At 54.3% G+C, this 13,791-nt stretch carries 14 protein-coding genes and 1 pseudogene; 10 read left to right on the top strand and 5 right to left on the bottom strand.

The window, feature by feature from the left end; translation table 11 throughout:
• The first annotated feature begins 52 nt into the window (after positions 1-52).
• From Poly41_RS32175 to Poly41_RS32165, 3 genes are all read left to right on the top strand, one after another.
• A complete protein-coding gene (locus tag Poly41_RS32175) occupies positions 53-1,102 on the top strand; it encodes a transporter (RefSeq protein WP_146531481.1) in 1,050 nt (349 codons plus the stop codon).
• Between the two features lie 589 nt (positions 1,103-1,691).
• Complete coding sequence (locus Poly41_RS32170) at positions 1,692-2,588, top strand: phosphatase PAP2 family protein (RefSeq protein ID WP_197231935.1); 897 nt, start codon at positions 1,692-1,694, stop codon at positions 2,586-2,588.
• A gap of 154 nt (positions 2,589-2,742) precedes the next feature.
• Entirely contained in the window at positions 2,743-3,051 is a 309-nt protein-coding gene (locus Poly41_RS32165; RefSeq protein ID WP_146531479.1) for a hypothetical protein, read from the top strand.
• Between the two features lie 649 nt (positions 3,052-3,700).
• Here Poly41_RS32165 and Poly41_RS32160 read toward each other — a convergent pair.
• Positions 3,701-3,991, bottom strand: coding sequence for a M28 family peptidase (locus tag Poly41_RS32160; RefSeq protein ID WP_390621515.1), 291 nt, complete (start codon positions 3,989-3,991; stop codon positions 3,701-3,703).
• A gap of 76 nt (positions 3,992-4,067) precedes the next feature.
• On the opposite strand from Poly41_RS32160, the pseudogene Poly41_RS35310 reads away from it, so the two are divergent.
• Together Poly41_RS35310 and Poly41_RS35305 are read left to right on the top strand one after the other, a co-directional pair.
• A pseudogene (locus Poly41_RS35310) lies at positions 4,068-4,187 on the top strand (ADP-ribosylglycohydrolase family protein); the annotation flags it as partial.
• A 115-nt stretch (positions 4,188-4,302) separates the two neighbouring features.
• On the top strand, positions 4,303-4,506 hold the full coding sequence (locus Poly41_RS35305; RefSeq protein ID WP_231616123.1) for a hypothetical protein: 204 nt from the start codon (positions 4,303-4,305) through the stop codon (positions 4,504-4,506).
• 283 nt (positions 4,507-4,789) lie between these two features.
• On the opposite strand, the gene Poly41_RS32150 is transcribed toward Poly41_RS35305, so the two are convergent.
• Positions 4,790-5,848 (bottom strand): beta-ketoacyl-ACP synthase 3, encoded by a 1,059-nt coding sequence (locus Poly41_RS32150; RefSeq protein ID WP_146531478.1) that lies wholly within the window; start codon positions 5,846-5,848, stop codon positions 4,790-4,792.
• A 112-nt stretch (positions 5,849-5,960) separates the two neighbouring features.
• Positions 5,961-7,514, bottom strand: a complete 1,554-nt coding sequence (locus Poly41_RS32145) for a class I adenylate-forming enzyme family protein (protein WP_197231933.1) — start codon at positions 7,512-7,514, stop codon at positions 5,961-5,963.
• Positions 7,515-8,144: 630 nt separating this feature from the next.
• Here Poly41_RS32145 and Poly41_RS32140 point away from each other — a divergent pair.
• The 5 genes from Poly41_RS32140 to Poly41_RS32120 all read left to right on the top strand — a co-directional run bounded on the left by Poly41_RS32140 (position 8,145) and on the right by Poly41_RS32120 (position 12,498).
• A complete protein-coding gene (locus Poly41_RS32140; protein WP_146531476.1) occupies positions 8,145-8,609 on the top strand; it encodes a MaoC family dehydratase in 465 nt (154 codons plus the stop codon).
• A 218-nt stretch (positions 8,610-8,827) separates the two neighbouring features.
• The gene (locus tag Poly41_RS32135; protein ID WP_146531475.1) at positions 8,828-10,000 is read left to right on the top strand and encodes a CaiB/BaiF CoA transferase family protein; all 1,173 of its coding nucleotides are present in this window, start codon (positions 8,828-8,830) and stop codon (positions 9,998-10,000) included.
• A gap of 183 nt (positions 10,001-10,183) precedes the next feature.
• Complete coding sequence (locus Poly41_RS32130) at positions 10,184-10,972, top strand: enoyl-CoA hydratase/isomerase family protein (protein ID WP_146531474.1); 789 nt, start codon at positions 10,184-10,186, stop codon at positions 10,970-10,972.
• 53 nt (positions 10,973-11,025) lie between these two features.
• Positions 11,026-11,850 (top strand): enoyl-CoA hydratase/isomerase family protein, encoded by an 825-nt coding sequence (locus tag Poly41_RS32125; protein WP_146531473.1) that lies wholly within the window; start codon positions 11,026-11,028, stop codon positions 11,848-11,850.
• 27 nt (positions 11,851-11,877) lie between these two features.
• Positions 11,878-12,498, top strand: a complete 621-nt coding sequence (locus tag Poly41_RS32120) for a MarC family protein (RefSeq protein WP_146531472.1) — start codon at positions 11,878-11,880, stop codon at positions 12,496-12,498.
• Positions 12,499-12,509: 11 nt separating this feature from the next.
• Here the strand turns inward: Poly41_RS32120 and Poly41_RS32115 are convergent, their stop codons facing one another.
• Together Poly41_RS32115 and Poly41_RS32110 are read right to left on the bottom strand one after the other, a co-directional pair.
• Complete coding sequence (locus Poly41_RS32115) at positions 12,510-12,776, bottom strand: hypothetical protein (protein WP_146531471.1); 267 nt, start codon at positions 12,774-12,776, stop codon at positions 12,510-12,512.
• A gap of 21 nt (positions 12,777-12,797) precedes the next feature.
• Positions 12,798-13,535 carry a hypothetical protein gene (locus Poly41_RS32110; RefSeq protein WP_146531470.1) on the bottom strand — a complete coding sequence of 246 codons (738 nt, stop codon included), beginning with the start codon at positions 13,533-13,535 and terminating at the stop codon, positions 12,798-12,800.
• Positions 13,536-13,791: the final 256 nt, after the last annotated feature.

Raw genomic sequence — 13,791 nt, 5'->3', positions numbered from 1 at the left:
CAGCGACCCGATCTCTCCAAACAAACCGTTGTTAGATCGAAATGCGCAAGGAATGCGAGTCAAATCAATGTGGTACCAAGCTTGTCATGCCACCCTGTTTCTGTTCTCCGTATTCATTCTGTCTGGGACAAGTCGTGCGCAGGATTCTCTACCCGTCAGTTTATCGCTGGCGGGATTTCATGGCGATGACCTTTCCATGACTTCATGCTGTGCCAGCGACCCGTGCGACGGGATGTCATGCGATGCAATGGCATGTGACGGAATGTCATGCTGTGCCAGCGACCCGTGCGACGGGATGTCATGCGATGCAATGGCATGTGACGGAATGTCATGCAGTGATGCATCGCACCAATGCTTTGGCGGAAAGAGTTGCGGCTCTCGATTCAAACTGACCGAGTTCAACATCTACCCGACGTTTTCGTACCTTGACGACAAAGCGGCGTCCTACAACGAATTCGAGTTCGCCTCGATCACAGATCTCGGCTGGCTGGAGATGGAAAACCGGACGGTGATGAACGTTACCGACCTTCCATCAACGATCAAACTTGGTCCCACCAACTTCGCTGATGGCGGTACGACCGCCAACGTCCGCTCCTCGGGATTCGGCGATGTCCTGTCTGGCTTCTTCTTTTCTCCTCGCGGGTCTCACGAAAAGAATACGCACTTGGGTTTGGGAACGGTGATTACCTTTCCGACGGCGAGTGACGACCTTCTTGGCAGCAACCAATACACGGCCGGGCCTGGAGCTCACTTCAGCACCGAGAAAGGCCGGCTGACCGCCGGATTTTTCCTCTGGCAATCCTGGGGATTTGGTGGTGATTCGTCCGCCAAACGAGTCAATCAGCTCTTTGGCAAGCCGTTCATCCTTTATGAATTGAATAAGAAATGGGATGCCGTCTTCATCCCACTCGGCATGAGCCATTCATGGGACGCAAAGAAGGGAGATGACTGGACTGTGCCGCTCGGGGGTGGACTGCGACGCGAATTCGATTGCGGGAATCGAAAGTTGGCTCTGACCACTCAGATGTTCGATTACGTTTCCAGGAAGTCCAAGGATCCCGAATACGAACTCAGGTTCACCATCGAGTATCTTCTCGATTAGGGATGTCCAAACAGGCCGGAGGCAACCCACTCCATCGATGCATCTTCGCCGCGATCAGAGTTCTTTGATCGCCATTCTGCTGCGTGAAAGAGTATTCTGCTCGTTAGTTACTCGCGTCCGCATTGTGGACGGAGGACTCGTCCCGAGCTAGCATTTGGGAACCTGGAAGAGTACAGGCGTCTCACTCGGATGCTTCGCTGGGCAGCGCCGCTTTGCTCGTGAAACAGTTCGCTTTTGGACAAAGCGGCATTTGGTGAACACGCGATCAAGTTAGCAGTGATTGGCCTTGTTCAGCGAAGGAGAAAGTGATACCAGCAAGGGGGGAAGTGGTACCAGAAAAAAGGTTCCTGCAGAAAAACCCCTCGGTATGCTCCGTTCGAAGTCCCTGATCCTAATCGTTGCCCTATGCGGCGCACTTACATGCCAAGCTCTCGCGCTTGGAGATCCGTTCCGTGCTGGATCTTGGGACGCGACGGAGACGACGTGCCTGACCTGCGGAATCTCGGACTGTGTTTGCGATGGACTCCATGAAAATCGGGATTGTGTTTCGTGTGACTGTTCGGCGCGGCACGACCTGTCCTTTGGACCGTTGACGATCCACCGGAATCGACGATCTCATTCCGCGAAATGCCGATTTGGGCTTGGCTGCATTGACGAGGAGTTCATCGCGCCGCGTCTGTGGACGCTCTGGAACGTTCGCCGTCCATGGACCACTGAGAACGTTTGCGAGAATGACGAGCGACTTCTTGATGACTGTTTCTATCAACCCGCGTGGCGGGTTTCAGGCGATATCTACAGTGACTATCGGAACTTCCATTCTGGCAGAGGGCTTGCGTTATTGGGTCTCGGAATTGGGATGCATGCGATTCTCGCCAATACGAGTCTTGACCAGCGATTTCGTGATTCATTCCAAGATCATGCTGTTAGTGATCCCAATGCTTTCGAAATCGGGCGGCACCTTGGGGATGTTTGGGTAACGGTCCCGCTGGTGGTTGCCGCCTGGAGCCTAGGCGAATGCCTCGAACAAGAACCGGATGAGGGGAGGCGGCGCGTGGGACGAAAGTTGAATGCTTGGGGAGCCCAAACCGGACGCGCGCTTTTTGCTGGGGCGACGGCGACGGGAACACTCCAAGTTCTTATTGGCGCCTCGCGTCCTAACGAATTCCGGGGTTCAAAATGGAGACCCTTTGACGATTCCAACGGCGTCAGCGGCCACGCGTTTGTCGGCGCGGTTCCCTTCTTGGTTGCCGCAAAGCATACCGACAATCGACTGTTGAAAACTGCTTTAGTGATCGGATCTGGGATTACCGGCTACTCACGAATCTACGACGACAAACACTATCTCTCGCAGGCACTCTTGGGTTGGTGGATTGCGCATTTGGCAGTCGAAGCCACGGATTTGACGAATCGATCATCCGTGCAATACCGCTTGGTACCCATCGGACATAAGGGATACGCAGGCATTGGAATCGAATTTCGACGGTGACTGATGTCTCAGCCCAGGGCGGCGATCGGGGCCAACCGTTGCGGTTGTGATCAAAGATGACTCGTTACTCTTTCGCGAGCGGGAAACGGAGTCGGTGATTGACATTCAGCACGTTCACATTGGCTTTCGTATTGAACAGTAGCCCACAGGCGCGGTGTTGGTTGTCGACCCGATCAAAGTCGTTCAACACGAAGTCCTCACTTCCAAGCAATGTGACGAAGGACTGCAACTGGTGATGCCGGACTTGTCAGATGAAGTCAGTCAAGAGGGTGAGTACTCGTTGGAGTCTACCCAGATTCGGTTGCCGCTTGACTCGCGAAAGTGGACCATCGACTCCGACGCGACCCAGATCGAGGATATCGTCACACTGCATCAGGTGACGACGGGACCCAAAAACGAAGTCACTCAGCGTCTGGCGATGGTGGCGGCGGAGTTGATGGAACTGGGGCGAGTCGAGCGTTAAGCGAGGAGAGGGGCAATCCAGATGGTTAGTCATTCGAGTTTCTGCTTGTGGAAAGGCCCTCTCCGGCCGTTCAAACGTCCGGCTCTCCCGGAGGGAGAGTGAAACGAAGCTCCGTTCTTTCTGTATGAATTGTCGGAGAAATGGAACCTCGTCTACATACCGCTTGGTTTGAGCCATTCATGGCACGCCGCCAAAGGCGACGACTGGACCGTGCCGCTCGTGGGTGGCCTGCGACGCATCTTTGATCGCCGCGGTCACAGATTGGGACTACAAATGCAGATGTTCGATTACGTCGCCAGGAAGTCCAAGGACCCCGAATATGAACTCCGATTCACCATCGAGTTTCTTTTCGATTAGCGGACTCGTCACTGCCAGTCTTCGATGCAGAGATCCCCTGAAATCAACTGCGCGCCAATACGTTGGTCGGACATCCACGCGAAATCAATCGCTGAAGTGTATGCGGAGACTAACGGCGAACACGTTGCCCTAAAGGAACTCCGCCCTCGCACCCTCAACTGCAGGAGGTTGGACCAACCTCGGCATTTTGGGTGATCCCAGAACTGCAGGAGGTGCGTGACACCGAAGCGATTTTCGGCCTGCTGCTTGAGGCACCCGGTGGCCGACTCTGTGGCGTTGATCCTGATCGGAATCACGACGGCGTCGTCTGGGGCGTCAGCATGACCGAAACTGCCGATGTGTTGTCATCGGCAGCAAGTGTTGAGGAAATGGTGTCGTAGTGGGCACCGAGACGCACGATCTCGCTCGCACGCTTGGTTCCCGGTTGCTCGACGAGCAGGTTCGTGGCTTCGTCGCCAATCAACGTGCCCGCACCGATCAGACCTGCAAGCCGATCGACATGAAGGTGTACGACGCGAGCGGTCGCGTTGCCCCAAATTGGATCGCTACGAAAACCGTCGATCCCTCGCATCGTAGAACTCACGATCCTATGTGTACCGCATATCGGCCCACTGACCTTCGAGATAGCCGATGGTCGCTTCGATCGTCCTGGGCTTCATCCGAAGGACCTCCGGCAAGCGGTCACCACGATCATCCAGTGCGGCGGTGACGCCGACACGACAGCGGCAATCGTGGGCGGGATCGTCGGTGCTGGTGTCGGAAAATCCGGGATCCCGTCCAATTGTGGCGTACCGTGTTTGGAGGAGAATAGAAGTCGCTGGCCGTCTACGCACGTCCTTTTTCACCGGGATGCAAGAATGGTCACGTCTGCACGCTTCTGCTGAGGAATAGCGAATGAATGAGATTGTCGTCAAAGGTTCGGACATCATTATCCTGGCGATCTTGGTTCTCGCGGTTGGCAATGGGATCACGCAGAAGATTTCGTTGCTTCGCAAGTTCAGCATTCCAATTGCCGTGACGACTGCAGCAAGCACCGCTACCAGGGGCCTGAGGTCGAGTGCCGTGTCTTGCGAAGCAATTTCGGTTTCGATGACTTGAATGTCACCGGTCAGGTGGAACCCGGGATTGATCTCGGCGTTGTAGTAGAATGAGTGAGTGGGTTGGTTGGTTGGCTTGAAGCCTGTCCGAAATCCTGTTTTCGATTTCAACGACGAGCAAATCTCCGTCTCGCAAGGCGTGTGAAGCTGAACGATTCGTCGCTGCAGCACAACGTAGCGGACGCGGGATTTTGGCCGTCCGACAATCCCATGGAGGTTTCGGACTGGCTCTCGACCGGACGACGGCGACCCTGCAATCTTGTTCTTGGACCCGCGCTGGGAGTTCAGGTCCGCAGGACCACCGCGCCGGCAGTCAAGCCAGCGCCCGCAGCTGTTAGCACCACCGTTTGACCTTCACGTAGCTTTCCTGACTCCTGCCACAGCGAACAAGCGAGCGGGATCGTCGCTGCGGAACTGTTGCCATATTGTTTCACAACGTTGACGACGCGTTGAGGGGAGACTCGCAATTGCCGTGTTACTTCGTCAATCACCCGCCCGCTCGCCTGGTGAGGGATCCACCAGTCGACTTGGTCGCTAGATAACTGAGCGGCTGCCAGCACGTGTTCGGCACAACCTACCATGCGTTCGACCGCATAACGATAAACGGCTCGTCCATCGCGGATCTCCATCAGGTGTTGCTGCTGCTTGAAAGACGTGGCGTCAAAGGGTTGCCGCGAACCGCCCGCAGGGATTAACAATTTGTTCCAGCCTTCCCCGGATGATTCAAGATGACTGGCCAAGATCCCCGTGGGCAGTGAGGTTTCTTCGGGTTCCGTCGGTGTCTTGGTCGCTTCCGCTGCAGCGGCTGGAAAGGGGGTCAGAATGACGGAACCGGCGGCATCTGCGAATAGCGCGACCGTTGCAGGATCGCGGCGGTTGACCCGCTTGCTGAGGACGTTCGCGGCGATCAACAGCACCGGTCCGTTAAGTGAACGTGCCAGTCCCTCCGCAACGACCAATCCATAAACAAAGCCGGAACAGGCAACCGCCATATCGAAGGCAGGAATGGCACCACATCCAAGCTCAGCCGCCACACGCGGAGCGGTGGGGGGTAACAGATGATCGGGTGTGCTGGTTGCCAGGACCAAGGCCCGAATTTCGCCGGGTGCTTGATCGGCCTGTCGCAGTGAGTGTTGAGCCGAGGCGATCGCCAGATCCGAAGTGGCTTGATCCGGCATGACGACGCGACGCTGATCGATTCCCGTACGCTTTGCGATCCACCCCGCTGGCAACTCCAGATCGCGTTCGACGGCGTCATTCGTCTGCGCCTGTGGCGGTACCGCATGACCGAAGCCGCACACTCGAATCCTTTGCAGGGGAGGGCGGTTGCTTAATTCGGCCATTGCGATCGGAGCTCCTGTAACGTGGTGATAGGCGATTCAAGCCCCGTCCCGGGCTCCAAGTCCGATAAGCACTCGCTATGGCAAGTCAGCCGGCGAGGGGAGAGGGCCCCGTTCATGGGCCTGGCTCGCGAGCCTGCTTTGCAAGAGCCTGCTTTGCAAGAGCCTGCAGGTCGGTTTTCTCGGTCGCCAAGAGCGGCATCTCGTCGATGAAGTAGATATGGCGCGGATGGGAGTACGCGGGTCCGCGCGCTATGTAGTAATCGATGAGTTCCTTCTCGCCGAGGTTCGACCCGACGTTGCGCACGACGAAGGCCACCGGAACCTGGCCCTTCACCTCGTGGGGGACAGGAACGACACAGACGTCCCGCACTTCCGGATGAGTGGCGAGGATGTTCTCGACTTCGGCCGGGAAGACGTTCTCGCCTCCCACGTTCATCTGGTCGTCGACGCGCCCCCTGAAAGTGAACCAGCCGTCGGGGTCGCACGACACCATATCCCCGGTATAGACCCAGCCGTCCCGGAAGCGCTCCGCCTGGGCGTCCGGCCGATTGTAATAGCCGAGGGCGTTGCACTCGCTCCGCACGACAAGTTCCCCCGCCTCTCCCTGTGGCAACATGTTCCCGTCGGAGTCGATGACCTTGCACTCGAAGCCCGGAAGAGCGGGACCGATCGTGCCCAGCTTGTTTCGGCCGCGTGGGTTGAGGGTGATGATGGGCCCAGACTCCGTCAGCCCGTACCCTTCGATCACATCGACACCAGGCATGGTCTGGACCAGTTCGTCGAGAAGCGCGCGTGTCATGGGAGCAGATCCCACTGCGATGAACTCGAGGCTGGAGGCATCCACGTGCGTTCTTTGCCGCGCGGCCGCCAGAATCAGCTTGTAGGTGGCCGGTACACCGGTGGTGTACGTGCAGCCGTGCGTCTCAATCGCATCGATCACGCGCTCCGCGTCGAACTCCTTGAGAATGACCACCGAGCCGCCCTGGCTCAGGCACGGGAGGAGCCCCGCGGCAGTGGCGTTCATGTGGAAGAGCGGCGTCGACAACAATACCCGTGAGTTCTCGTCGATCCGGTTGGACGCCGCTTGGAGCTGAACGTTACGCAGTAGGCCTCGGTGCGAGAGCAGAACCCCCTTGGGCCGTCCGGTCGAGCCCGAGGTGTACGCCTGGATGCAGACGTCGCTGCCGGCCGACCCATGATCGCAGCGTTCGGGCGACGACGAGGCCAGCCAGTCGTCATAGCCTCGAAGCGGACCCCGGTCGGCATCGAAGACGATACCGACCTGGGCAACCCCGTCGGCCAGGCAGGCGAGGACGGAATCGGCCGTCCCGGCGCTGCCGAAGACGATGCGACTCCCACAGTCTCGAGCCAGGTCGATGTGCTGCGGCGGCTTGAACTTGAAGTTGACCGGGACCGCTACGGCGCCGGCCCTGACGATACCGAGCAGGACTTCGGGGAAGCGGATGTCGTTCTCGAAGATGACGAGGACGCGCTCGGACCGCTCGACTCCGAGCGAGATCAGCCCATTGGCGACCCGATTGATGCGCTGCTCGAGCTCTGCATACGTCATCGACCGCTCGCCCTGGATGAGGGCGACTCGCTGTGAGTCTAGGGATAGGCCGGTGTCGCACAGCCGCGCGAGGCTGGACGCATCGTCATCGAACATATTCGTCATCTCCATTTCACTCGCCAAAAACCACGCCAAGGCCTTCTGCGCCAAGTCGAGGCTACACAATCAGTGATAATAACATCAAACTAATGTGATGACACAAAAGACGCCAGTCGAGATTCTTCGCCTCTGCCGAAAACGGCTTTCAGTCTACGACAGGCTTTGACGCACGATGGGTGATGAGGATGAAACAATGGCATTGAGCAAGGGGCGAAAATCGAAGCTCGAGAAAGCCGGATTCAAGGTGGGTACCGTACAGGAATTTCTCGGGCTGTCGGACGCGTAGATGATGATCATCGACATGCGGATTGCACTGGGGAAGAGAATCTGTGGGTAGGAGATTCAAGCCCCGCCCTGGGCTCCAAGTCCGATAAGCATCTTCAGGGGAAGGCTCGAAGTTCAGAAATCAATATGCAAAAAGCGCAACCGGCCTTCGGTGCGCTGACAGGACTCCATCGAGACCCGTAGGCTGATGTCTCAGGGTGAGCCACTCTGTCCTGTGCAGAATTAGTTGGAGACAACCGGTGCCGAAGGAAGATTGTGATCCATCAAGAAACCGAACTCCAAACTTTTGCAGAAAAACAGTTGCTTTAGCAAGATGATCTACTTTCAAAAAAGAGAACAACGATGACAAACAAAATCGTAAAAAAAGAAGAGTTAGTCAATTTCATTGGAACCAAAGTTGAACCAACCGAATGGTATGAAGTTACGCAGGAACGCATCAACGAATTCGCCCACTGCACAGGCGATAACTACTTCATGCATGTTGATCCCGAAAAAGCGAAAAAAACTGACATGGGTGGAACCATTGCTCACGGCTTACTGACGCTGGGGTTGACGCCTTACATTATGGATCACTTTCCAGTGCCTGAGCACATGCCACATGGGTTCAACTATGGGTATGACAAGATTCGTTTCCTGGCCCCGGTACACACTGGTAAGCGGGTGCGCATCCACGGAGAGGTTAAGGATGCTATTTGGAAGGATGAACACAACTGCAAGTTCATCACTGCTTTGACCGTTGAAATTGAAGGTGAGGAAAAGCCAGCGCTATACTGCGAATGGATACTTTACTACGAAACCCAAGCCTAAGGTTACCGCTGAATCTGCTCGCTCACCCGGTATTACAGAAGACGTAGGCATGAAGTCAGCGATAGTTTTGAGCCGTCTTGGCGATAGCCACGGTTCCGACGCAACCGGGGCTATCGCCCAAACGGCCCATTTTCCATCGTTTTTACAAACTGCTTCAGACGGCTGAAGTGTTTAACAGAAGACATTAATCCCAACTCTCAATCTAAGGACGCATACACATGCCTGATACTTCAAACCTTCCGTTAGACGGAATTCGCGTTATAGATTTCACACAGGCTGAGCAGGGCCCCATTGGTACTCTACAGCTCGCTGATTTTGGTGCCGATGTGATCAAGATCGAGCGCCCAGGCGTAGGTGATCTGAGTCGGCATACCGTTGGCGGGACCTCTATAGAGGCAACGAACAATCCAACGTTTGTAGCCATGAATCGCAACAAGCGTTCGATGGAACTTGATACGAAAAGCGAAGCAGGAAAGAAGGTTATTTATGAACTCGTCAAAGTGTCGGATGTGGTCGTAAACAATTTTCGCCCTGGCGTGATGGATAAGCTCGGCTTCAGCTATGAGAAGCTTAAAGAGATCAATCCACGCATTGTTTTTGCGTCCGCAACAGGCTACGGTCCTGTCGGACCATATGCCGAAAGACCCGGGCAGGATATGGTGGCCCAAGCCATGTCAGGTGTCATGGCTGTAACCGCGGACCCTTCAATTCCACCATCGATTTATCCAACAGCTATCTGTGATTATACCGGAGGTATGCATCTCTGTCAGGGCATTATGGCCGCGTTGATTGGGCGTGAAAAAACCGGCCTTGGTCGAAAAGTGGATGTGTGTCTTTATGATTCGATGATTCATACGCAATGTCAGGAAGCGGCCTACTGGGATAAGTACAAACAAGTGCTGAACTGGGCAGCAATGCCACTCGCTGGTCACTACGATGCTACGGATGGACCAATTGTGGTGATTGGTGCGTTTATGCCCAACCCGTTACAGGCTATGTGCGTTGCATTGGAAATAGATGATCTTACCATACCTTACCCAGATATGGCTTCTCAAATCAAAAACAAAAAGATTATCCAGGATACACTCCGCAATGAAATTGCCAAATACACAAAGGAAGAAGCTTTGGCACGTTTTGAAGGGCAGGATGTACTTTGTTCCCCGGTCCGGAAATTGAGTGAAGCACTGGAGGATCCGCAAACAAAGATTAACAATATGCTAATGGATATTGATCACCCGATTCTTGGCAAAATGACTATCGTTGGTTGCCCTGTTCATATCAGTGACGCTCCTGTGACTATGAGAGTAATGTCGCCACAGCTCGGTGAGCACACCGAAGAGATCCTTGGCGAACTTGGTTTGGCCGCAGATGGCAGTAAGAGCGCCGAATGAGTGCGCTGTTTGACATAAGTCACGGCGTAGCACTCGGGTCACGATTGATCGTCCAGCGAGGATGATTGCAATTGATACCTCCAGCCGCAGACGCGGCTGGAGGAAATCTGAGATCAGATTAAGCCAGCAGAAAAACAAAAATACGACAAACAATTAGACAGCAATTAAGAAAGACGGAAAGACATGAGCACTAGCTACAAAACGATTAATACATTTGAAAAAGATAATATTTTCTATCTAGAAATAAACAGGCCTGACAAGCTGAATGCACTAAATAAAACGGTGTTGGATGAAATGTTGGATGCGATAAAGAGTATCGATGTTTCAAAGTATAAAGGCGCTATTCTAACAAGTGTTGGAGAGAAAGCTTTTATGGCAGGTGCAGATATATCTGCGATGTCTGAAATGACTCCGGAAGAAACACAAGTCTTTGCTGAAACAGGACAGGCCGTCACCTTGGCCATGGAAGACTTGGCCCTGCCTCTGATTGCCTGTGTTCAAGGCTTTGCGCTCGGCGGTGGATGTGAAATGGCAATGTCATGCGATTTCATTTATGCTTCGAAGCAAGCAGTTTTTGGACAGCCTGAGGTGAAATGGGGTGTGTTACCTGCTTTTGGTGGAACCCAAAGACTTCCAAAATACATTGGTCGAAACCGGGCAAAAGAGCTGATCTATTCGGGCACTTTTATCGACGTTGATAAAGCCTATGAGTGGGGATTGGTGAATAAAGTCACAGATGATAAAGCAAGCTGCCTGGAAGCAGCAGTTGAGTGTTTAAAGGTTATAGGAAGAAATGGTCCACTTGCCGTCGCAAGTGCAAAGCAGGTCATGAATGCTGGAAATGACATGTCAAATAAAGATGGCATCCACCAGGAAGCATCAGTCTTTGGAGTAGTTGCTAGTTCTAATGATAAGGCGGAAGGAACCAAAGCGTTTGTAGAGAAAAGACACCCAGTGTTCACAAGAAGCTAAAACGATCGGCGTGTAGCTCACATACGACTTATATCTACTAGAGGAAGAAAAAGATGAGTGACCAAAAAGTACGCGTGGAGATCGATGGCGGCGTGGCAACCGTGTTCCTGGTTAATCCGCCGATGAACGTGATGACACTGGACATGAGACGAGAGTTGGACGAGGCCTTGACCAGCCTGGAGGCTGACCCAGCGATAGGGGCGATTGTACTCACAGGCGACGGTGACCGCGCTTTCGGCACCGGCTCCGACATCAAGGAATTTCCCGGACTCTTGGCGGATGGTGCCGTCGTGTCTCGCAAGCTCGCTCCTGAGAACGAAACATTCACCAAATTCGCCAATTTCCCGAAACCCACAGTCGCGGCCATTGAAGGCTATGCGCTGGGCGGCGGCATGGAACTCGCAGCCGGCGCCGACATCATCGTAGTCGCCGAAAATTCAAAATTTGGCGTACCCGAAATAAACCTTGGCGCCATACCCGGCAGTGGAGGCTCAGTGCGCATAACACGGCGTATCGGTTTTGGCCGCGCCAGTGAGTTGTTTTTACTGGGCGATATGATCGATGCGCAACAAGCGCTCGCGTGGGGCTACGCCAATCACATTAAGCCTAAGGGCGAGGTGCTCGCACACGCGCAAGAAATTGCTGCAAGGCTTGCAAACGCTCCTAAGCAGGCCATTTGTGCCGCCAAGCAGGCGTTGCGGTATGGCATCTACTTGCCCGAGGAGCAGGCAATCGCGAAGCTGCTTGACGTGCTCGATGTGCTACAGCGTACACAGGACCTCCGCGAGGGAGCCGACGCCTTCATGAATAAGCGCAAAGCGAATTTTCAAGACCCGCTGGACGCCTCAAAATTTGTTGGCTGCATTTTTCCAAAATAAGCTCGCCAGTCCGTCTGGTTGACGAATATGGACATCGCAAGTATCGCTATCCTGTTGCTCGCTACCATTGGGCCGACTCGTGCTGCGATCGTTTTCGTGGGGATGACGAAGTCCGCCGATGCTAAGCTGAAGCGACAGATCGCCCTCAGAACGGTGCTCGTTTCCGCCATCGTCTGCTGTATCTTTGTCGTGCTGGGATCAGTCATTCTCGGCGCGTTGAAGATTTCGATTCCTGCACTGTTGATCGCCGGTGGACTCATCCTGTTCGCATTCGCACTGCCGATGGTGATTGGCGAAGATAAGCAAAAAGAAACGGACAGCCCATCGCAACCGCCCTCGATCGAAATTGCCACCTATCCGCTGGCCGTGCCGTTGATGGCGTCTCCCCAAGGCCTGGTCGCCATCGTGTCTATTGAAGCGACGCTGCCAGGGATCAGTGGAACGGCGCTGCTGCTCGGTCTGGTGCTCGCTATCATGCTGATTAACGTCCTGTTCCTGCTGGCGGCTGAGAAGATTCTCGGCAAAGTGCCTCCCGCCGCGTTGAAGGTGACGTTGCGGATCATTGGCCTGCTATTGTGTTCGCTGGCCGTTCAGCTCGTCATCATCGGCCTGCAGAAGCTTGGAGTCATCGCCGAACAGCTCACCTAAAATCCCAAATCTCAGCGACAATGGCGGCAGCCGTGACAATGCCGACCACATCGCTTGGCGGCTTTCTCTTTCGAATAACCAAACTCAGCACCGGGCAACAGGAAAGTGCAATTTAGCTTGAGGCCGTATTGTGCTGCTGAAGCTTGAGAAGTGAATCCACTCGGTGTGTATTGGGGTTGAATAAAGATATTGATCGGTTGCTTGCCGAACTTAAAAACTTTGCCAACACGAAAGCTGAGTGGAATGTTGTAGTTCCCGTCCTGGTCGTCCAACTTCATCAGCAGGTCACCCGTGCCAATCTAGGAATCATTGGGTAATAGACGTGTCACACCTGGATTAAACAAGATATTGTAGGCGTCGCTTTCCAGGGAAAAAGGCGCTTCGAACAACGCCGCAAACACCCAATTCTTTTTGGACGAATCCACCACTGCGAAAGTAGGCCCCAATTGCCATTCGCCCAATCCGGTTTGGCGATTGCTGGAGGTCGGAAAATTGATGACAGGGCCGGCACCCCAGATCAGCCCCTTCTTTTTCGTTTCGTGAACGTAGACATCGATCAACGTCAAATCGCCAATCCCTCCAATCTCTCCGATAGGACCATCCGGGTCTGGATTGGGTTCGAGAATTGGCAGCGTGGGGCGAACCACGTGGTATTCGAAAAAGGATCCCGGTTTTCGATTGACCGAAAACACAGGTTGGACAATAAACTGGTTGGAATAGCCGGATGCCTCATAGGACTCGGGGACAAACACATTTTGAAATTGAATCTGGGACAACGGCGCGCCGGGATTAACGGCATCTCCCGCGCCACCACCTTCTTCGGTAGCCGCGCTGCCTCCCGGTCCGGCACTGGATGCCGCGCCAGCCTGTGGTTCTTGCCAAGGATCCCAGTTTGGACTGGGATAGGGATTGGACGGTTCACTGCTCGCAGAAAGGCTGTTTTGAGTATCAAACTCAATCCAACCGGGCGGCATCTGGCCGTACGTGACAGACGACATGCACAACATGGCAAGTGCAAATGTAGTACAAAGCTTCATTTCCCGGCCCGTGTTATTAATGTTTGCAATTTGCAATTACTCGTTAATTATCGACTTAGCATCGCGTGAACACCAAGTGACGACTTTGGTAGTGGACGAGGCAACGAGTCCCGTGCTGGAGGACTCGTTGCCTCGTCCACTTCTATGAAATGTTTGCTGCTGTCAAGTGACTGTTGTGTTGGGGTGGTTGTTGATTGAGTTTGCGTTTAAACGATCCGGTTCCCCATTCTTCTATCCGAGCTCTGATGGCCCAAGT

Source organism: Novipirellula artificiosorum (assembly GCF_007860135.1).
GTDB lineage: Bacteria > Planctomycetota > Planctomycetia > Pirellulales > Pirellulaceae > Novipirellula_A > Novipirellula_A artificiosorum.
Note: the sequence above shows the minus strand (reverse complement) of the source record. Positions and strands in the feature narration are given on the sequence as shown.